Source organism: Escherichia sp. E2586 (assembly GCF_005781105.1).
Taxonomy (GTDB): domain Bacteria; phylum Pseudomonadota; class Gammaproteobacteria; order Enterobacterales; family Enterobacteriaceae; genus Escherichia.
Genome location: NZ_VATN01000006.1, coordinates 298,121 through 318,430, shown reverse-complemented (window position 1 = coordinate 318,430; position 20,310 = coordinate 298,121). Strand labels below are relative to the sequence as shown.

The following is a 20,310-nucleotide window of genomic DNA, read 5'->3' as shown; positions in this document are numbered from 1 at the left end:
CCTTTATCGCCGAGGATATAATGAGTAAACCCGCTATCACGCTTTGGTCAGATGCCCATTTTTTCTCCCCCTACGTGTTATCTGCCTGGGTGGCGTTGCAGGAGAAAGGACTACCTTTTCATATAAAGACTATCGACCTTGACAGCGGTGAACATTTACAGCCGACGTGGCAAGGTTACGGGCAGACACGCCGCGTGCCTTTGTTACAGATTGATGATTTTGAGTTGAGTGAATCCTCTGCCATAGCGGAATATCTGGAAGACCGTTTTGCGCCGCCGACCTGGGAACGCATTTATCCATTGGATCTGCAAAACCGGGCGCGTGCACGGCAGATTCAGGCATGGCTGCGGAGCGACCTGATGCCTCTGCGTGAAGAGCGTTCGACGGATGTCGTTTTTGCTGGCGCAAAAAAAGCACCGCTAACGGCGGAGGGAAAAGCCAGCGCGCAGAAATTGTTCGCAATGGCAGAACATTTACTGACGCATAACCAGCCTAATTTGTTTGGCGAGTGGTGCATTGCCGACACTGATTTAGCGCTAATGATTAATCGTCTGGTGCTGCACGGCGATGAGGTGCCGGAGCGTATGGTGGATTATGCGGCATTCCAGTGGCAGCGTGCTTCAGTTCAGCGTTTTATTGCACTTTCAGCAAAGCAATCTGGCTGATAGCAGCGACAGAATCCAGTATCATAGCTTACGTTTTTTCGACGAGGAGTGAGTGATGAAACTGATGTTTGCATCGGACATTCATGGGTCGTTACCGGCGACGGAACGTGTACTGGAGTTGTTTGCCCAAAGCGGCGCGCAGTGGCTGGTGATTCTTGGCGACGTGTTGAATCACGGCCCACGCAATGCTTTACCGGAGGGCTATGCGCCGGCAAAGGTGGCGGAACGCTTGAATGAAGTGGCGCATAAAGTCATCGCTGTACGTGGCAACTGCGACAGTGAAGTGGACCAAATGCTGCTGCATTTCCCAATGACCGCGCCATGGCAACAGGTGTTGCTGGAAAAACAGCGCCTGTTTCTGACACATGGGCATCTGTTTGGCCCGGATAATCTGCCGGCGTTAAACCAGAACGACGTGCTGGTGTATGGTCATACCCATCTGCCGGTGGCGGAGCAGCGGGGGGAGATTTTCCACTTCAACCCCGGTTCGGTTAGCATTCCGAAAGGCGGCAATCTGGCGAGCTACGGCATGCTCGAAGATGACGTACTAAGCGTAATCGCACTCAATGATCAAAGTATCATTGCGCAGGTCGCGATTAATCCGTAATTTACCCAACAACTCAAAATGCGCCGTAAGAGCGCCAGAAAAAGAAGGTTTCCTGATAATGGAACAGCGTCGTTTGGCAAGTACTGAATGGGTGGATATTGTCAATGAAGATAACGAAGTCATTGCACAAGCCAGCCGGGAACAAATGCGGGCACAGTGTCTGCGTCATCGTGCAACTTACATCGTCGTGCATGATGGTATGGGCAAAATTCTGGTCCAGCGTCGTACCGAGACAAAAGACTTTTTACCCGGCATGTTAGATGCTACTGCTGGTGGTGTGGTCCAGGCTGATGAACAACTGCTGGAATCCGCACGTCGCGAAGCGGAAGAAGAGTTGGGCATTGCCGGTGTCCCCTTTGCCGAGCACGGGCAGTTCTATTTCGAAGATAAAAATTGCCGTGTCTGGGGCGCGTTGTTCAGCTGTGTTTCTCACGGCCCTTTCGCCCTTCAGGAAGATGAAGTCAGCGAGGTCTGCTGGCTGACGCCAGAAGAAATCACCGCGCGTTGCGATGAGTTCACACCAGACTCGCTAAAAGCTTTGGCGTTGTGGATGAAGCGCAATGCCAACAATGAAGCCGTAGAGACTGAAACGGCAGAATGAAAAAAGAGCCGCAATCGCGGCTCTTAACGTTTTTAATGGTAGCCCATCAACTGAGCGCCTATCACCACCACGCTGGACATAATAAACAGCAGTCCAAGCAGTGTTGCCCCCACTTTTATCCAGTTACGGAAGTCCACCCGGCAAACACCGAGCGTGGCCATTAACGAAGCCGAGGTCGGGTAAATGATATGACTGAAGCCATCGCCAAACTGGAAGGCCAGCACGGTAACCTGACGGTTAACGCCGACCAGATCGCCAAGCGGTGCCAGTAACGGCATGGTTAACGCGGCCTGGCCAGAACCGGATGTCACGAAGAAATTAAATACCGCCTGGAAGAGCAGCATAAACCACGCCGCGACCGCGTTATCAAGGCCGCTAATGGCATTGGCAATGCTGTTGAGGATGGTATTCAGTACGCTGGCATCACCGGCTTCGCCGTTACCTACCAGCAGCAAAATCCCTTTGGCGAAACCAACCAGCAGGGCGGGGGCTATCATCATTCGCGCGCCTTCGGTAAATGATGAAGCCATGGTGTTTACCGTCATACCATTCAGACGGAAGACAACGCCGATGATGCCAATTACCAGACCCATAGCGAAGAACTGGCTGGCAATTTCAGGAATAAACCAGGCATTGACGATAACGCCCCAAATCACCCAGATCATGACGGCGGTTAAAACAATTAATACCAGCCAGTCACCAAAGGTAAATGGGCGCTGTTCGACATCCGCCTGTTTTTCGCGGAAGAAACGATCGGACTCATGAACGCGTGACAACAGAGGATTCTTTTTCACCCGTGAGGCGTACACCATGGTGAAGACCAGGCCAATCAGAGTAGAGATTACCCATACCACGATGCGCAAACCGGAGCCAGAAAGCACCGGAACACCAGCGATCCCCTGGGCGACGACCACGCAGAACGGGTTCATCCACGAGCTGGCAAAACCGATTTGCGTAGCGATATAGGTTACCAGGACGGTGGTGATACTGTCATAACCTAGCCGTACCATGAGTGGCGCGATGATGATGGCAAAGGCGACTGCCTCTTCCCCCATGCCAAATACCGCACCGCCGAGTGAAAAGAGAATAAATAACGCCGGAATGAAAAGAATTTCATTCCCTCGTGTGTGGCGGATAAGCGCCAGGATGCCGTTATCAATAGTTCCTGTACGCATCACGATGCCAAACGCGCCGCCAATCACCAGCATAAACATGATGATGCCAACGGCGGTCCCATATTTCGAACCAGAGGTTAGCCCTTCAAACGGGAAGTTCATCAGGCCGGGACGTTCATCGCCCGTCGAGAACAGTTGTACGCGGTGATACTCTGGTTCGCCCGCCTCGTTGGTCAGAATGCGAAATGAGTGAGGGTCTACAACCTTGCGTGTTTTCGTCTGACCATCAACCTGATATTGCACTTCCTGACTGTCAAACATTCCCACCGGAACAACCCAGGTGGCGAGACTGGTTAAAATAGCAACAAAAAAGATAATCACCAGAGTATCGGGCATTGCCCATCTTCTGGTTGGTTTGGATTCAGTGATTGCTGACATAGCGCAAATTTTCCCTTGCACAAGACAAAGTGGTAAGTATGCAAAGTGAGATGACGCAATTCATTGATGCAGCGCAGTTAAGCAAGATAATCAGAAAGGAGTAATGCAAATTAAGAGAATAAAAAACCGGAAATAGTGGCTATTTCCGGTTCTGATATCCGCAGCAGTAAGGCTGCGGATTATGACGAGATTACTGCTGCTGTGCAGACTGAATCGCAGTCAGCGCGATGGTGTAGACGATATCGTCAACCAGTGCGCCACGGGACAGGTCGTTAACCGGCTTGCGCATACCCTGCAGCATCGGCCCGATGGAGATCAGGTCGGCAGAACGCTGTACCGCTTTGTAGGTGGTGTTACCGGTGTTCAGATCCGGGAAGATGAACACGGTAGCGCGACCTGCAACCGGAGAGTTCGGCGCTTTAGATTTCGCAACGTCAGCCATTACCGCAGCGTCGTACTGCAGCGGGCCGTCGATCATCAGGTCAGGACGTTTTTCCTGCGCCAGACGAGTTGCTTCGCGAACTTTCTCTACGTCGCTACCTGCACCAGAAGTACCGGTGGAGTAGGAGAGCATAGCCACACGCGGTTCGATACCGAAGGCTGCGGCGGAATCCGCGGACTGGATGGCGATTTCAGCCAGCTGTTCTGCGGTCGGATCCGGGTTGATCGCACAGTCACCGTAAACGTAAACCTGTTCCGGCAGCAGCATGAAGAACACGGAAGATACCAGAGAGCTACCCGGTGCAGTTTTGATCAGCTGCAGCGGCGGACGAATGGTGTTTGCGGTGGTGTGAACAGCACCGGAAACCAGGCCATCAACTTCATCCTGTTCCAGCATCAGGGTACCGAGAACCACGTTGTCTTCCAGCTGTTCGCGGGCAACGGTTTCGGTCATGCCTTTGTTCTTACGCAGTTCGACCAGACGAGCAACATATTTTTCGCGAACCACTTCCGGATCAACGATTTCAATGCCTGCGCCCAGTTCTACGCCTTGAGACGCTGCAACTCGGTTGATCTCTGCCGGGTTACCCAACAGTACGCAAGTTGCGATACCACGTTCAGCACAGATGGCGGCTGCTTTAACGGTACGCGGTTCGTCGCCTTCCGGCAGAACGATACGTTTGCCCGCTTTGCGCGCCAGTTCGGTCAGCTGATAACGGAACGCAGGCGGAGACAGACGACGGCTGCGCTCGGAAGTGGCAGTCAGAGTGTCAATCCAGTCAGCGTTGATGTAGTTAGCAACGTATTCCTGAACTTTCTCGATACGCTCGTGATCGTCAACCGGAACTTCCAGGTTGAAGCTCTGCAGGCTCAGAGAAGTCTGCCAGGTGTTGGTGTTCACCATGAATACCGGCAGGCCGGTGGCGAAAGCGCGTTCGCACAGTTTAGAAATGCGCGCGTCCATTTCATAGCCGCCAGTCAGCAGCAGGGCGCCGATTTCTACGCCGTTCATTGCAGCAAGGCAAGCGGCAACCAGTACGTCAGGACGGTCTGCGGAAGTTACCAGCAGAGAACCTGCACGGAAGTGCTCCAGCATGTGCGGAATGCTGCGTGCACAGAAAGTTACAGATTTCACGCGGCGAGTGTTGATGTCGCCTTCGTTGATGATGGTGGCATTCAGGTGGCGTGCCATATCGATAGCACGAGTCGCGATCAGATCAAAGCTCCACGGCACAGCGCCGAGAACCGGCAGCGGGCTGGATTCTTGCAGCTTCGCTGGATCAACATTGTTGATTTTAGCTTTGGAAGAGTCGTCGAAAATCTCGGACAGATCCGGGCGAGTACGGCCCTGTTCATCAACCGGTGCGTTCAGTTTGTTAACGATAACGCCAGTGATGTTGGTGTTTTTGGCACCACCGAAGCTGTTACGAGTCAGTTCGATACGCTCTTTCAGCTGTTCCGGGGTGTCAGTACCCTGAGACATAACGAAGACGATTTCCGCGTTCAACGTTTTGGCGATTTCGTAGTTCAGAGACTGGGCAAACTGGTGTTTACGTGTCGGTACCAGACCTTCAACCAGAACCACTTCAGCGTCTTTGGTGTTAGCGTGGTAGTTCGCGACGATCTCTTCCATCAGCACATCTTTTTTATTGCTGGAAAGCAGACCTTCAACGTAGCTCATTTTCAGCGGTTCGGCGGCTGTCGTGGTGGAAGAGCTCGCACGCACGATAGTCGTTGTCTGATCGGGCGCATCGCCACCGGTACGCGGCTGAGCAATAGGTTTGAAAACGCTCAGACGAACGCCTTTGCGTTCCATTGCACGGATCACGCCGAGGCTGACGCTGGTCAGACCGACGCTGGTTCCGGTAGGGATCAGCATAATAATACGGGACACGGTTTATCCTCTTTCGTTACCGCCGGTTGGCGGGTTACAAAACAGCACCGCCAGCTGGGCTGGCGGTGTGAAATCAGGCAGTCAGGCGGCTCGCGTCTTGCGCGATAACCAGTTCTTCGTTGGTTGGGATAACCACCGCAGGACGGGTACCTTCTTTGTTGATGAAACCAGATTTGCCGAAACGTGCAGCCAGGTTGCGTTCGCGATCAACTTCAAAGCCCAGCACGCCCAGTTTGCCCAGAGACAGTTCACGAACCATCGCTGCGTTTTCACCGATACCACCGGTGAATACAACAGCGTCCAGACGACCATCCATCAGCGCGGTGTATGCACCGATGTATTTCGCCAGGCGGTGGCAGTAAACGTCCATTGCGCGCTTCGCGTCTTCTTTCGTCGCGTAGTTATCTTCAACATAGCGGCAGTCGCTGGTCACTTCGGTCAGACCCAGCAGGCCAGACTCTTTGGTCAGCAGTTTGTTGATGGCATCAACGCTCATGCCGAGGGTGTCGTGCAGGTGGAAAATGATCGCCGGATCGATGTCACCAGAACGAGTACCCATTACCAGGCCTTCCAGCGGAGTCAGACCCATAGAGGTATCAACGCATTTGCCGTTACGGATAGCAGAAACGGAACCACCGTTGCCCAGGTGACAGGTGATGATGTTCAGTTCTTCTACCGGTTTGTTCAGCATTTTTGCCGCTTCCTGAGTTACATAGAAGTGGCTGGTGCCGTGCGCGCCATAACGACGGATGCCGTGCTCTTTGTACAGGTTGTACGGCAGGGCGTAGAGGTAAGACTCTTCCGGCATAGTCTGGTGGAACGCCGTGTCAAATACAGCAACGTTTTTATCTTTCAACTGCGGGAAAGATTTCAGTGCTTCTTCGATACCGATCAGGTGAGCCGGGTTGTGCAGCGGTGCAAAAGAAGCTGCATCTTTGATACCCTGAATAACAGACTCGTCGATCACTACGGAGCTGGTATACTTCTCACCGCCGTGTACGATACGGTGACCGATAGCGGTCAGCTGCGCAGACAGTTCTGGTTTTTGTGCCAGAATAGTATTAACGATAAAGTTGAGCGCTTCGCTGTGAGCGGCGCCTGCACCTAAAGCCGCTTCTTGTTTATTGCCGTCCATTTTCCATTTGATACGTGCTTCGGGCAGGTGGAAACATTCGGCTAAACCAGAAAGGTACTCTTCACCATTCGCTGCATCGATGATTGCAAATTTCAGTGAAGAACTACCGCAGTTCAGAACCAGTACTAACTTACTCGACATGGAAGTACCTATAATTGATACGTGGCTAAAAAAACGTCAGGGAGCCATAGAGCGTAGCGCATGATGACACCGACATTTATGATTAACATCATGCACTGCAAATTTTTTTTGCATGATGGAAGAAATATCTTGAGTCTATGCCATTTTGCGTAATTTTCAGCCAATGGCATAATGTTTATGAATTTGACGACTCAATGAATATGTACTATTCGGCCATTTCAGGCTGCTAAAGGATACCTGATTGTGGGTATGGAAGACAAAATGTTTTGAACGTTGTCCCGCTGAGTTGTGAATTTGCACAAATTTTTGAATCTTTATATGTGAAGTTGAGGTGAAGCATGTCAACGCCGGATAATCGTTCTGTTAATTTTTTTAGCTTGTTTCGCCGGGGACAGCATTACTCAAAGACGTGGCCGCTGGAAAAACGCCTTGCCCCGGTCTTTGTTGAGAATCGAGTCATTAAGATGACGCGCTATGCGATCCGCTTTATGCCGCCGATCGCCGTGTTTACTCTCTGCTGGCAGATTGCGCTGGGCGGTCAGCTTGGTCCGGCAGTCGCCACTGCGTTGTTCGCCCTAAGCTTACCCATGCAGGGACTGTGGTGGCTGGGCAAGCGTTCTGTAACGCCATTACCACCTGCAATCCTCAACTGGTTTTATGAAGTTCGCGGTAAATTGCAGGAGTCTGGACAGGTGCTGGCACCTGTTGAAGGCAAGCCAGATTACCAGGCATTAGCTGACACGCTTAAGCGCGCCTTCAAACAACTGGATAAAACTTTCCTTGATGATTTGTAATTGACCCCTGATTACGCATATAAAAGAAGGCAGACATCGGCCTTCTTTTTTTTCACCGTAGTAGAGTGATACAGGAGTCAACAATGGAAATGACCAACGCGCAACGTCTTATTTTGTCTAACCAGTACAAAATGATGACTATGCTCGATCCGGCAAATGCTGAACGTTACCGTCGCCTGCAAACAATCATTGAGCGTGGTTATGGTTTACAAATGCGTGAACTGGATCGCGAGTTTGGCGAGCTGAAAGAAGAAACCTGCCGCACTATCATCGACATTATGGAGATGTATCACGCGCTGCATGTTTCCTGGTCTAATTTACAGGACCAGCAATCCATCGATGAACGTCGTGTCACCTTCCTCGGCTTTGACGCCGCCACCGAAGCACGTTATCTCGGTTATGTCCGCTTTATGGTTAACGTTGAAGGGCGTTACACCCATTTTGATGCCGGAACTCACGGCTTTAATGCCCAGACGCCAATGTGGGAGAAATATCTGCGCATGTTGAATGTCTGGCATGCCTGCCCGCGTCAGTATCACCTGAGCGCTAACGAAATTAACCAAATCATCAACGCCTGAGGAGGCCCGCGTGCGGTGTAAAGGTTTTCTGTTTGATCTGGATGGAACGCTGGTGGATTCTCTGCCCGCGGTAGAGCGGGCGTGGAGCAACTGGGCCAGACGTCATGGGCTAGCACCGGAAGATGTGCTGGCGTTTATTCATGGTAAACAGGCGATTACGTCTCTGCGCCATTTCATGATGGGCAAATCGGAGACGGAAATTGCCGCCGAGTTTACCCGTCTGGAACAAATCGAGGCCACGGAAACCGAAGGTATTACCGCACTCCCAGGGGCGATAGCTTTACTCAATCATTTGAATAAAGCGGGGATTCCGTGGGCCATTGTCACTTCTGGTTCCATGCCTGTTGCGCGAGCACGTCACAAAGCCGCCGGACTTCCCGCGCCGGAAGTGTTTGTTACCGCAGAGCGGGTTAAACGTGGAAAACCAGAGCCTGATGCATATCTGTTAGGTGCACAACTGTTGGGCCTTGCGCCGCAGGAATGTGTGGTGGTAGAGGATGCGCCCGCTGGTGTGCTTTCTGGCCTGGCGGCGGGTTGCAAGGTTATCGCAGTCAATGCGCCGACTGAGACGCCGCGTCTGAATGAGGTAGATTTGGTCCTCCATAGTCTGGAACAAATTACTGTGATCAAACAGCCAAATGGTGACGTTATTATTGCGTGAAACGCCAGATCATGATTTAGCCCCGTCCCGACGGGGCTTTTTTGTGGCAGAATCAGGCCATCCCCCTCAATTAACAAGGATACGTTGTGAACGGTGAATTGATCTGGGTTCTTTCATTACTGGCGGTTGCCATCGTCTTGTTTGCGACTGGCAGAGTGCGTATGGATGCGGTCGCTTTGTTTGTCATTGTTGCGTTTGCATTAAGCGGTACGCTGACCGTCCCTGAAGTGTTTTCCGGTTTTTCCGATCCTAACGTGGTACTGATCGCCGCCTTGTTTATTATTGGCGATGGTTTAGTCCGCACGGGTGTCGCCACTGTAATGGGGACATGGCTGGTTAAAGTGGCAGGCAACAGTGAAATCAAAATGTTGGTTTTGTTGATGCTGACCGTTGCGGGCCTTGGCGCGTTTATGAGTTCAACGGGCGTCGTCGCTATCTTTATCCCTGTGGTGTTAAGCGTCGCTATGCGCATGCAAACGTCGCCGTCGCGCCTGATGATGCCGTTAAGTTTTGCCGGGCTGATCAGCGGCATGATGACGCTGGTGGCAACGCCACCTAACCTGGTGATTAACAGTGAATTGCTGCGTGAAGGCTATCATGGTTTTAGTTTCTTTAGCGTAACCCCCATCGGCCTGGTCGTACTGGTGCTGGGCATCTTGTATATGTTAGTGATGCGTTTCATGCTGAAAGGGGATGCCCAGACCCCGCCGCGCGAAGGCTGGACGCGTCGTACCTTCCGCGATCTTATCCGTGAATACCGACTTACCGGGCGCGCGCGTCGCCTGGCCATTCGTCCCGGTTCGCCGATGATTGGCCAGCGACTGGACGATCTCAAATTACGTGAACGTTATGGCGCTAACGTCATCGGTGTTGAACGCTGGCGGCGTTTTCGTCGCGTTATTGTGAACGTGAACGGGGTTTCTGAATTCCGGGCGCGTGACGTTTTGCTTATTGATATGTCTGCGGCTGATGTCGATCTCCGACAATTTTGTAGTGAACAATTGCTGGAACCGATGGTGCTGCGCGGCGAGTATTTTTCCGATCAAGCCCTTGATGTTGGCATGGCGGAGATTTCATTAATTCCTGAGTCTGAGTTGATTGGTAAATCGGTGCGCGAAATTGGCTTTCGTACGCGCTACGGACTGAATGTGGTGGGCCTGAAACGCAACGGCGTGGCGCTGGAAGGTTCGCTGGCGGATGAGCCTCTGCTGCTGGGCGATATCATTCTGGTCGTCGGTAACTGGAAGCTTATCGGTATGTTGGCAAAACAGGGCCGCGACTTCGTGGCGCTGAACTTACCGGAAGAAGTGAGTGAAGCATCGCCTGCGCACAGTCAGGCACCCCATGCCATTTTCTGTCTGGTGTTGATGGTGGCGTTAATGCTGACTGATGAAATCCCTAATCCCATCGCGGCTATCATTGCCTGCCTGCTGATGGGGAAATTCCGCTGTATCGATGCTGAAAGCGCCTATAAATCCATTCACTGGCCGAGCATTATTTTGATCGTTGGGATGATGCCGTTCGCGGTAGCGCTACAGAAAACAGGCGGTGTCGCGCTGGCGGTGAAAGGGTTAATGGACATCGGCGGCGGTTACGGGCCGCATATGATGCTTGGCTGTTTGTTTGTCTTGTCGGCGGTGATTGGTTTGTTTATTTCGAATACGGCAACGGCTGTGTTGATGGCGCCGATTGCGCTGGCCGCGGCTAAAACAATGGGCGTCTCGCCGTATCCATTTGCCATGGTGGTGGCGATGGCAGCATCCGCCGCCTTTATGACGCCAGTTTCCTCACCGGTTAACACGTTGGTTTTAGGGCCGGGAAATTACAGCTTTAGTGATTTTGTGAAGCTGGGAGTACCGTTCACCGTTATTGTGATGGCGGTTTGCGTGGTGATGATTCCGATGCTGTTTCCGTTTTAACGAGAGCCCGATGCGACGCTGGCGCGTCTTATCAGGCTGCGTCGGCTGGTATCTGTCTGCTTACAGTGGCGAATCCTGGCTAATCTCATCGAGCGAAAGATGGAAGCTGGGAACAAAGACCTCAATGAAGTAGTCCATCTCCTGGCTGCGGCGCGTTTCAAGTGTCGCTTCCAGCCGCGTTTTTGCCAGCAAAAATTCATTATTTCCGGCTGCGAGCTCTTCCAGACATTTCAGATAGGCACAAAGTGCATCAGCCTGTTTCACCAGCGACTTTTCTTCATCGCTATACGCATTTTCATCGATTAATGGCGCGAAAATATCCCGCAACTCCTCCGGAACCATATCGACCAGCTTTTGTTGGGCAATTTTTTCAATGGCTTTGTATTCCTGAGCGATTTGCGAGTTGAAATATTTCACTGGGGTAGGGAGATCGCCGGTGAGCACTTCAGAGGCATCGTGGTACATCGCCAGCAGAGCGATGCGTTCAGCGTTGACATTTCCGCCAAACTTACGGTTTTTAATGGCAGCCAGCGCATGGGCGACCATCGCCACCTGCAAACTGTGCTCAGACACATTTTCTGTCCGTACATTGCGCATTAACGGCCAGCGGTTAATGAGTTTCAGACGGGAGAGATGGGCAAAAAAATGGCTCTGCTTCATAACGACCTTGCGTGTGATGACTTCATGAGATCATTGTGGGGGGATAACACTGCCGGATGCAATCTCCGGCAGTGAATTTAAGATTACAGCTGATGATAGCCAGAAAGGAAACGAGCGAATTTACTTAATGACAGTTCGATATCATCAACGCGCGGCAGCGTAACTATGCGGAAGTGATCCGGCCACGGCCAGTTAAAAGCCGTCCCCTGAACCAGCAGAACTTTTTCCTGTAACAGGAAGTCCAGCACCATCTTCTGGTCGTCGTGAATATTAAAACGTTTGGCGTCGATTTTTGGGAACATGTACAGCGCGCCGCGTGGCTTCACGCAGGAAACGCCTGGAATGTCGTTAATCAATTCCCATGCGCGATTACGCTGCTCGTAAAGACGCCCGCCTGGTAAGATAAATTCACTGATACTCTGATAGCCACCCAATGCGGTCTGAATCGCGTGTTGTGCGGGAACGTTGGCGCAAAGTCGCATTGAGGCCAGCATCTCCAGACCTTCGATGTAGCCTTTGGCGTGTTTTTTCGGCCCGTTCAGCACCATCCAGCCCTGACGGAAGCCTGCCACGCGATACGTTTTCGACAGACCGTTAAAGGTAATGGTCAGCAGGTCAGGCGCCATCGCCGCGATCGAGTGATGCTCGGCGTCGTCGTAGAGAATTTTGTCGTAAATTTCATCGGCGAAGATAATGAGATTATGCTGACGCGCAATCTCCACAATTTCCATTAAAAGCTCTTTGGAATAAACCGCGCCGGTAGGGTTGTTCGGGTTGATAATAACGATACCGCGCGTACGAGGCGTAATTTTAGCGCGAATATCATCAAGGTCCGGAAACCAGTCAGAGGACTCGTCACAAAGGTAGTGCACCGCTTTACCGCTGGAGAGCGAAACCGCCGCGGTCCATAGTGGGTAATCAGGTGCAGGAACCAACATTTCATCCCCGCTGTTCAGCAAGGCCTGCATTGCCTGAACGATAAGCTCCGATACACCATTGCCGATGTAAATATCTTCCACGGTAACATCACGCATGCCTCGCGCCTGATAGTGCTGCATGATGGCTTTACGCGCAGAGTAGAGGCCTTTTGAATCACAATAGCCCTGAGCGGTCGGGAGGTTGCGTATCACGTCAACCAGGATCTCATCAGGAGCGTCAAAACCGAACGGGGCTGGGTTGCCGATGTTCAGTTTCAATACCTTGTTACCTTCTTCTTCCAGGCGTTTTGCTTCTTTCAGCACCGGACCACGGATGTCATAACAGACATTCTCTAACTTGCTGGATTTTTCAATGGGTGACATGAATCTTGACCTTTTTTGCTGTTATCGCCACTCCCTGCCGTGGAAGTCAGCTTAGAACAATGTACTCCCCCGAGGCGGTGTTTTGAAGTTCTGCAGAACAAGATTTTGCGAGAGTAAAAGAAGGGAATGTGCTGTTAATAACTTAATAATCGTTAAATATTGAGATGCATATGCTTAATGATTTGTGTTTTGTAGTGATTTATTCTAAGTATTAATCTAATGCATAGTTTTTTGTCTGGTAGATAAATGTGCGAATTTCCTTTGATTTAAGAAATCACGAACATAACATATTCATGATATTTTCATTATAAGTGAAACATTAACAGAGTAGTGATTGCCGAAGTGTCGTATAGGTGATGACGTGCGAAACTATTGTTAAGCGTAATTAATGAATGCAGGGTGTGCTAATTAATTATTATTTAATATTCAAAAAGGCTTTGTTGTGCTTATTAATAATAGAAGATTACTTTGCCTAACATAACATAACTTTGCATCAGATAATTCGCAATGGCCCTTATAAATAAATGGGTTTTAGGGTAAAATGCTCGCTTAAATGACGGAACCCCCACTTTTGATGCAGACAAATCATCGCCGCTTATGCGTGTTCACGCTGGGTTGGCGCCGCTTTGCTAGTAGTGGAACAAGGATCAACATTTACATTTACACAAACACTCGCATGTCATAAATAGAAAAGAGTGAGTAACTTAATAGATATGCGATTCCTGAAGATATATTCTGTGAACTACTTCAGGCATTATAACGGAACAATGTGAGTCGTTCTTATTAGTGCAACTCATATGCATTTTAACTTTCATCCAGACTTCCGGATGAAACTGCCAGGGAGGCACATTACAAATGGAATTGCTTGTTTGTGTGTGCACAGCATTAACCAGCTCAGTATGAGCCGCCAGTAAGTGATAATATATGATAAGTGCAAATCGTCCGATAATTAACCTCGACCTCGATCTGCTGAGAACATTTGTTGCTGTTGCCGATCTGAACACTTTTGCTGCCGCAGCTGCCGCCGTGTGTCGTACTCAGTCCGCTGTTAGTCAGCAAATGCAACGTCTTGAACAACTCGTTGGGAAAGAACTGTTCGCTCGGCATGGTCGTAACAAACTGTTAACTGAACATGGCATTCAGCTTCTTGGCTATGCCAGGAAGATCCTGCGTTTTAATGATGAAGCTTGCTCATCATTGATGTTCAGTAATCTTCAGGGCGTGTTAACAATCGGCGCTTCAGATGAATCTGCTGATACGATCTTACCTTTCCTGCTTAATCGCGTGAGTTCGGTTTATCCGAAACTTGCGCTGGATGTCCGCGTTAAGCGTAATGCTTACATGGCAGATATGCTGAAGTCCCAGGAAGTGGATTTAATGGTTACCACAAATCGTCCTGATACCTTTAAGGCGTTGAACCTGAGAACTTCTCCAACGCACTGGTATTGCGCTGCGGAATACGTATTGCAAAAAGGCGAGCCGATCCCTCTGGTGTTGCTGGATGATCCTAGTCCGTTCCGCGATATGGTTCTGGCAACACTCAATAAAGCAGATATTCCATGGCGTCTGGCTTATGTCGCCTCCACGTTGCCGGCGGTCCGTGCTGCCGTGAAAGCGGGATTGGGTGTAACGGCCAGGCCGGTTGAAATGATGAGTCCGGACCTGCGCGTCTTGAGTGCTGTGGACGGTTTACCACCACTGCCAGATACCGAATATTTGCTCTGCTATGATCCGTCCAGCGGTAATGAACTGGCCCAGGTGATATATCAGGCTATGGAGAGTTATCAGAATCCATGGCAGTTCAGCGCGACAGGAGCCCATGAAGGGGATGATTCTCTGTTAATTGAAGGCGATTACGAATAATTGCCTGGTACCAGGTAACCACATTTGTAAAAACAAGCCACTGATGTTTTTTTGAACGTCAGTGGCTTTTTTTTACAATAAATGATGACGACTTTTCCTGATTTTGAACAAATGTGTTCATTTTTCAATCGACCTCCATTCTCTATACGCGCGAACAAAAAATCGCCTGATAAAAATCTCCTGCTACAATAATGTTAAAAAATACGTGAACTTGTTGCTGTATTTTTGTTATGGATTAACAAAAGCGTGTCACAGATCAAGAAAATACTCTCTTTTAGGGGGAGGAATCGACACAAATTCCTGTCAAAATAGGCCCGTATTTTTTCCATTGCTTCACAACGGACACGATTCAACAACATCTAATTTTCCTGGAGTCGTCAATGATCTGGGATGAAGAGCATTAAATGCAAGGGTTGTTGGTATTATGTAAATTAATGTGAAGAAACTTTTGTTAAAGTTGACAAAAGGTTATAGAAAGGGGTAAAAGACCACATCAATTCACTGTATAAAATTGTTATTACAGTAGTTGTAAGGTTTTTTTATTCCTCCCCATGAATCGATGTGGCGTCCATCTGCCGTGAAGAGCAGTGAATCTGGCGCTACTTTTGATGAGTAAGCAATGAGTATGTCAACATCCACTGAAGTCATCGCTCATCACTGGGCATTCGCTATCTTTCTTATCGTTGCCATTGGCCTGTGTTGCCTGATGCTGGTAGGCGGTTGGTTTTTAGGCGGTCGCGCACGCGCGAGGTCGAAAAACGTGCCGTTTGAATCCGGTATCGACTCGGTCGGCTCCGCCCGCTTACGCCTGTCCGCCAAGTTTTATCTGGTGGCCATGTTCTTCGTTATCTTCGACGTTGAAGCGCTGTATCTGTTCGCATGGTCAACCTCTATTCGCGAAAGCGGCTGGGTAGGCTTTGTGGAAGCTGCAATTTTTATTTTTGTGTTACTGGCAGGTCTGGTTTATCTGGTGCGTATTGGCGCGCTGGACTGGACGCCCGCGCGTTCACGCCGCGAGCGTATGAACCCGGAAACGAACAGTATCGCTAATCGTCAACGCTAACCGCGAGGCATTAAGATGGATTATACGCTCACCCGCATAGATCCCAACGGTGAGAACGACCGTTACCCCCTGCAAAAGCAGGAGATCGTAACCGACCCTCTGGAGCAAGAAGTTAACAAAAACGTGTTTATGGGCAAGCTCAATGACATGGTTAACTGGGGTCGTAAAAACTCAATTTGGCCGTATAACTTCGGTCTTTCCTGCTGTTACGTTGAGATGGTGACTTCGTTTACCGCGGTGCATGACGTGGCGCGTTTTGGCGCAGAAGTATTGCGTGCTTCGCCGCGTCAGGCTGACCTGATGGTGGTGGCAGGAACCTGCTTTACAAAAATGGCACCGGTTATTCAGCGTCTTTATGACCAGATGCTGGAACCAAAATGGGTTATCTCAATGGGGGCCTGTGCCAACTCCGGTGGTATGTACGATATTTATTCCGTTGTGCAGGGCGTCGATAAATTCATCCCGGTTGATGTGTATATCCCGGGCTGCCCGCCGCGTCCTGAAGCGTACATGCAGGCACTGATGCTGTTGCAGGAATCTATCGGTAAAGAACGTCGTCCGCTCTCCTGGGTGGTTGGCGATCAGGGCGTTTATCGCGCCAATATGCAATCAGAGCGCGAACGCAAGCGCGGTGAACGCATTGCCGTAACCAACCTGCGTACACCTGACGAGATTTAATTTGCGCCTGTCGGCAAAGGGATTTTTCTTCGCTTATTCCTAAATCTATTTCGCGAAGCTTACTGCGCCGACAGTCACCACGGACCATTTGCAATGGTGAACAATATGACCGACTTAACCGCGCAAGAACCCGCTTGGCAGACCCGCGATCATCTTGATGATCCGGTGATTGGCGAACTGCGCAACCGTTTTGGGCCGGATGCCTTTACTGTTCAGGCGACTCGCACCGGGGTTCCCGTTGTGTGGATCAAGCGTGAACAATTACTGGAAGTTGGCGATTTCTTAAAGAAACTGCCGAAACCTTACGTCATGCTGTTTGACTTACACGGCATGGACGAACGTCTGCGCACACACCGCGAAGGGTTACCTGCCGCGGATTTTTCCGTTTTCTACCATCTGATTTCTATCGATCGTAACCGCGACATCATGCTGAAGGTGGCGCTGGCAGAAAACGACCTGCACGTACCGACCTTTACCAAACTGTTCCCGAACGCTAACTGGTATGAGCGTGAAACCTGGGATCTATTTGGCATTACTTTCGACGGTCACCCGAACCTGCGCCGCATCATGATGCCGCAAACCTGGAAAGGTCACCCGCTGCGTAAAGATTACCCGGCGCGCGCTACCGAATTCTCGCCGTTTGAGCTGACCAAAGCCAAACAGGATCTGGAGATGGAGGCCCTGACCTTCAAACCGGAAGAGTGGGGGATGAAGCGCGGCACCGAAAACGAGGACTTCATGTTCCTCAACCTTGGTCCAAACCACCCGTCGGCGCACGGGGCTTTCCGTATCGTTTTGCAACTCGATGGCGAAGAGATTGTCGACTGCGTACCCGACATCGGCTACCACCACCGTGGCGCTGAGAAAATGGGCGAACGCCAGTCCTGGCACAGCTACATTCCGTATACCGACCGTATCGAATATCTCGGCGGCTGCGTTAACGAAATGCCTTACGTGCTGGCGGTAGAGAAACTGGCCGGGATCACCGTGCCGGATCGCGTTAACGTCATTCGCGTAATGCTCTCCGAACTGTTCCGCATCAACAGTCACCTGCTCTATATCTCCACCTTTATTCAGGACGTCGGCGCAATGACGCCAGTGTTCTTTGCCTTTACCGATCGGCAGAAAATTTACGATCTGGTGGAAGCAATCACTGGTTTCCGTATGCACCCGGCGTGGTTCCGTATTGGCGGCGTAGCGCACGACCTGCCGCGTGGCTGGGATCGTCTGCTGCGTGAGTTCCTCGACTGGATGCCGAAACGTCTGGCGTCTTACGAGAAAGCGGCGCTGCAAAACACCATTCTGAAAGGTCGTTCCCAGGGCGTTGCCGCCTATGGCGCGAAAGAGGCGCTGGAGTGGGGCACCACCGGTGCTGGCCTGCGTGCCACCGGGATCGACTTCGACGTGCGTAAGGCGCGTCCTTATTCTGGCTATGAAAACTTCGACTTTGAAATCCCGGTGGGTGGTGGTGTTTCTGACTGCTACACCCGCGTAATGCTTAAAGTGGAAGAGCTGCGCCAGAGTCTGCGCATTCTTGAGCAGTGCCTCAACAACATGCCGGAAGGCCCGTTCAAAGCGGATCACCCGCTGACCACGCCGCCGCCGAAAGAGCGCACGCTGCAACATATCGAAACCCTGATCACCCACTTCCTGCAAGTGTCGTGGGGTCCGGTGATGCCTGCCAATGAATCCTTCCAGATGATTGAGGCGACTAAAGGGATCAATAGTTACTACCTGACCAGCGACGGTAGCACCATGAGTTATCGCACCCGTATCCGTACGCCGAGTTATGCGCATTTGCAGCAAATTCCGGCGGCGATCCGCGGCAGCCTGGTGTCTGACCTGATTGTTTATCTGGGCAGTATCGATTTTGTTATGTCAGATGTGGACCGCTAATTATGCACGAGAATCAACAACCACAAACTGAGGCTTTTGAGCTGAGTGCGGCAGAGCGTGAAGCGATTGAGCACGAGATGCACCACTACGAAGACCCGCGTGCGGCGTCCATTGAAGCGCTGAAAATCGTTCAGAAGCAGCGTGGCTGGGTGCCGGATGGCGCGATCCACGCGATCGCCGATGTGCTGGGTATTCCGGCGAGCGACGTCGAAGGTGTGGCAACGTTCTACAGCCAGATCTTCCGTCAGCCGGTAGGCCGCCATGTGATCCGTTATTGCGACAGCGTGGTTTGTCACATCAACGGTTACCAGGGCATTCAGGCGGCGCTGGAGAAAAAGCTGAACATCAAACCAGGGCAAACGACATTTGATGGCCGCTTTACGCTGCTGCCAACTTGCTGCCTGGGGAACTGTGATAAAGGGCCAAACATGATGATCGATGAGGACACTCACGCGCATCTGACCCCGGAAGCGATCCCTGAACTGCTGGAGCGGTATAAATGAAAAACATTATCCGTACTCCCGAAACGCATCCGCTAACCTGGCGTCTGCGTGATGACAAACAGCCAGTATGGCTGGACGAATACCGCAGCAAAAACGGTTACGAAGGCGCGCGTAAGGCGCTGACCGGGCTGTCTCCGGACGAGATCGTTAATCAGGTTAAAGACTCTGGTCTGAAAGGGCGCGGCGGTGCAGGCTTTTCAACTGGCCTGAAGTGGAGCCTGATGCCGAAAGACGAATCCATGAACATCCGTTACCTGCTATGTAACGCCGATGAAATGGAGCCTGGCACTTATAAAGACCGTCTGCTGATGGAGCAACTGCCGCACCTGCTGGTGGAAGGCATGCTTATTTCCGCGTTTGCGCTGAAAGCCTACCGTGGCTACATCTTCCTGCGTGGCGAATATATTGAAGCAGCCGTGAATCTGCGCCGTGCCATTGCCGAAGCGACCGAAGCGGGTCTGCTCGGTAAAAATATTATGGGAACAGGTTTTGATTTTGAACTGTTCGTCCATACCGGGGCAGGGCGCTATATCTGCGGTGAAGAAACGGCGTTAATCAACTCCCTGGAAGGGCGTCGCGCTAACCCTCGCTCAAAACCGCCATTCCCGGCAACCTCCGGTGCATGGGGTAAACCAACCTGCGTCAACAACGTCGAAACTCTGTGTAACGTTCCGGCGATCCTCGCTAACGGCGTGGAGTGGTATCAGAACATCTCGAAAAGTAAAGATGCTGGCACCAAGCTGATGGGCTTCTCCGGTCGGGTGAAAAATCCGGGCCTGTGGGAACTGCCGTTCGGCACCACCGCGCGCGAGATCCTCGAAGATTACGCCGGTGGTATGCGTGACGGTCTGAAATTCAAAGCCTGGCAGCCAGGCGGCGCGGGTACCGACTTCCTGACCGAAGCGCACCTTGACCTGCCGATGGAATTCGAAAGTATCGGTAAAGCGGGAAGCCGTCTGGGTACGGCGCTGGCGATGGCGGTTGACCATGAGATCAACATGGTGTCGCTGGTGCGTAACCTGGAAGAGTTTTTCGCCCGTGAGTCCTGCGGCTGGTGTACTCCGTGCCGCGACGGTCTGCCGTGGAGCGTGAAAATTCTGCGTGCGCTGGAGCGTGGCGAAGGTCAGCCGGGCGATATCGAAACACTTGAGCAACTGTGTCGATTCTTAGGCCCGGGTAAAACTTTCTGTGCCCACGCACCTGGTGCAGTGGAGCCGTTACAGAGCGCCATCAAATATTTCCGCGAAGAATTTGAGGCGGGAATCAAACAGCCGTTCAGCAATACCCATTTGATTAATGGGATTCAGCCGAACCTGCTGAAAGAGCGCTGGTAACCGAATTTCGATTAACGCTCGGT

Annotated in this window: 18 protein-coding genes; 13 read left to right on the top strand and 5 right to left on the bottom strand. The window is 51.3% G+C overall.

Annotated features, from left to right (window positions below; genetic code table 11):
- Positions 1-20 precede the first annotated feature (20 nt).
- The 3 genes from yfcF to yfcD are packed head-to-tail and all read left to right on the top strand — an operon-like array spanning position 21 to position 1,873.
- Positions 21-665: a glutathione transferase gene (gene yfcF / locus FEK50_RS06605; RefSeq protein ID WP_130207236.1), complete on the top strand. Its 645-nt coding sequence runs from the start codon at positions 21-23 to the stop codon at positions 663-665.
- Between the two features lie 55 nt (positions 666-720).
- Positions 721-1,272: a phosphodiesterase gene (yfcE, locus tag FEK50_RS06600; RefSeq protein WP_064526570.1), complete on the top strand. Its 552-nt coding sequence runs from the start codon at positions 721-723 to the stop codon at positions 1,270-1,272.
- A gap of 58 nt (positions 1,273-1,330) precedes the next feature.
- A complete protein-coding gene (gene yfcD / locus FEK50_RS06595) occupies positions 1,331-1,873 on the top strand; it encodes an NUDIX hydrolase YfcD (RefSeq protein WP_130207234.1) in 543 nt (180 codons plus the stop codon).
- 32 nt (positions 1,874-1,905) lie between these two features.
- On the opposite strand, the gene yfcC is transcribed toward yfcD, so the two are convergent.
- The 3 genes from yfcC to ackA form a co-directional block, all read right to left on the bottom strand.
- The gene (yfcC, locus tag FEK50_RS06590; RefSeq protein WP_130207232.1) at positions 1,906-3,426 is read right to left on the bottom strand and encodes a putative basic amino acid antiporter YfcC; all 1,521 of its coding nucleotides are present in this window, start codon (positions 3,424-3,426) and stop codon (positions 1,906-1,908) included.
- Positions 3,427-3,616: 190 nt separating this feature from the next.
- Complete coding sequence (pta, locus tag FEK50_RS06585; RefSeq protein WP_131162044.1) at positions 3,617-5,761, bottom strand: phosphate acetyltransferase; 2,145 nt, start codon at positions 5,759-5,761, stop codon at positions 3,617-3,619.
- A 73-nt stretch (positions 5,762-5,834) separates the two neighbouring features.
- A complete protein-coding gene (ackA, locus tag FEK50_RS06580) occupies positions 5,835-7,037 on the bottom strand; it encodes an acetate kinase (protein WP_130207228.1) in 1,203 nt (400 codons plus the stop codon).
- A 338-nt stretch (positions 7,038-7,375) separates the two neighbouring features.
- Between ackA and yfbV the strand changes: the two genes are divergently transcribed.
- The 4 genes from yfbV to FEK50_RS06560 all read left to right on the top strand — a co-directional run bounded on the left by yfbV (position 7,376) and on the right by FEK50_RS06560 (position 10,989).
- The gene (gene yfbV / locus FEK50_RS06575; protein ID WP_000106627.1) at positions 7,376-7,831 is read left to right on the top strand and encodes a terminus macrodomain insulation protein YfbV; all 456 of its coding nucleotides are present in this window, start codon (positions 7,376-7,378) and stop codon (positions 7,829-7,831) included.
- An 83-nt stretch (positions 7,832-7,914) separates the two neighbouring features.
- Positions 7,915-8,409 carry a YfbU family protein gene (locus FEK50_RS06570; RefSeq protein ID WP_064526599.1) on the top strand — a complete coding sequence of 165 codons (495 nt, stop codon included), beginning with the start codon at positions 7,915-7,917 and terminating at the stop codon, positions 8,407-8,409.
- A gap of 10 nt (positions 8,410-8,419) precedes the next feature.
- On the top strand, positions 8,420-9,070 hold the full coding sequence (gene hxpA, locus FEK50_RS06565) for a hexitol phosphatase HxpA (RefSeq protein WP_131162042.1): 651 nt from the start codon (positions 8,420-8,422) through the stop codon (positions 9,068-9,070).
- 86 nt (positions 9,071-9,156) lie between these two features.
- On the top strand, positions 9,157-10,989 hold the full coding sequence (locus FEK50_RS06560) for an SLC13 family permease (RefSeq protein WP_130207223.1): 1,833 nt from the start codon (positions 9,157-9,159) through the stop codon (positions 10,987-10,989).
- Positions 10,990-11,049: 60 nt separating this feature from the next.
- On the opposite strand, the gene yfbR is transcribed toward FEK50_RS06560, so the two are convergent.
- Together yfbR and alaA are read right to left on the bottom strand one after the other, a co-directional pair.
- On the bottom strand, positions 11,050-11,649 hold the full coding sequence (gene yfbR / locus FEK50_RS06555) for a 5'-deoxynucleotidase (RefSeq protein WP_130216968.1): 600 nt from the start codon (positions 11,647-11,649) through the stop codon (positions 11,050-11,052).
- An 83-nt stretch (positions 11,650-11,732) separates the two neighbouring features.
- Positions 11,733-12,950: an alanine transaminase AlaA gene (alaA, locus tag FEK50_RS06550; RefSeq protein WP_064526608.1), complete on the bottom strand. Its 1,218-nt coding sequence runs from the start codon at positions 12,948-12,950 to the stop codon at positions 11,733-11,735.
- Between the two features lie 924 nt (positions 12,951-13,874).
- Between alaA and lrhA the strand changes: the two genes are divergently transcribed.
- The 6 genes from lrhA to nuoF all read left to right on the top strand — a co-directional run bounded on the left by lrhA (position 13,875) and on the right by nuoF (position 20,287).
- Positions 13,875-14,813, top strand: a complete 939-nt coding sequence (gene lrhA, locus FEK50_RS06545; RefSeq protein ID WP_130207219.1) for a transcriptional regulator LrhA — start codon at positions 13,875-13,877, stop codon at positions 14,811-14,813.
- Between the two features lie 619 nt (positions 14,814-15,432).
- Complete coding sequence (gene nuoA / locus FEK50_RS06540) at positions 15,433-15,876, top strand: NADH-quinone oxidoreductase subunit NuoA (protein WP_000062997.1); 444 nt, start codon at positions 15,433-15,435, stop codon at positions 15,874-15,876.
- A gap of 15 nt (positions 15,877-15,891) precedes the next feature.
- Positions 15,892-16,554 carry an NADH-quinone oxidoreductase subunit NuoB gene (gene nuoB, locus FEK50_RS06535; protein ID WP_000386733.1) on the top strand — a complete coding sequence of 221 codons (663 nt, stop codon included), beginning with the start codon at positions 15,892-15,894 and terminating at the stop codon, positions 16,552-16,554.
- Positions 16,555-16,647: 93 nt separating this feature from the next.
- Positions 16,648-18,450 carry an NADH-quinone oxidoreductase subunit C/D gene (gene nuoC / locus FEK50_RS06530; protein WP_000247878.1) on the top strand — a complete coding sequence of 601 codons (1,803 nt, stop codon included), beginning with the start codon at positions 16,648-16,650 and terminating at the stop codon, positions 18,448-18,450.
- Between the two features lie 2 nt (positions 18,451-18,452).
- Positions 18,453-18,953: an NADH-quinone oxidoreductase subunit NuoE gene (nuoE, locus tag FEK50_RS06525; protein WP_000545042.1), complete on the top strand. Its 501-nt coding sequence runs from the start codon at positions 18,453-18,455 to the stop codon at positions 18,951-18,953.
- Positions 18,950-20,287, top strand: a complete 1,338-nt coding sequence (gene nuoF / locus FEK50_RS06520) for an NADH-quinone oxidoreductase subunit NuoF (RefSeq protein WP_000789507.1) — start codon at positions 18,950-18,952, stop codon at positions 20,285-20,287. Before nuoE ends, nuoF begins: the two co-directional genes overlap by 4 nt.
- Positions 20,288-20,310: the final 23 nt, after the last annotated feature.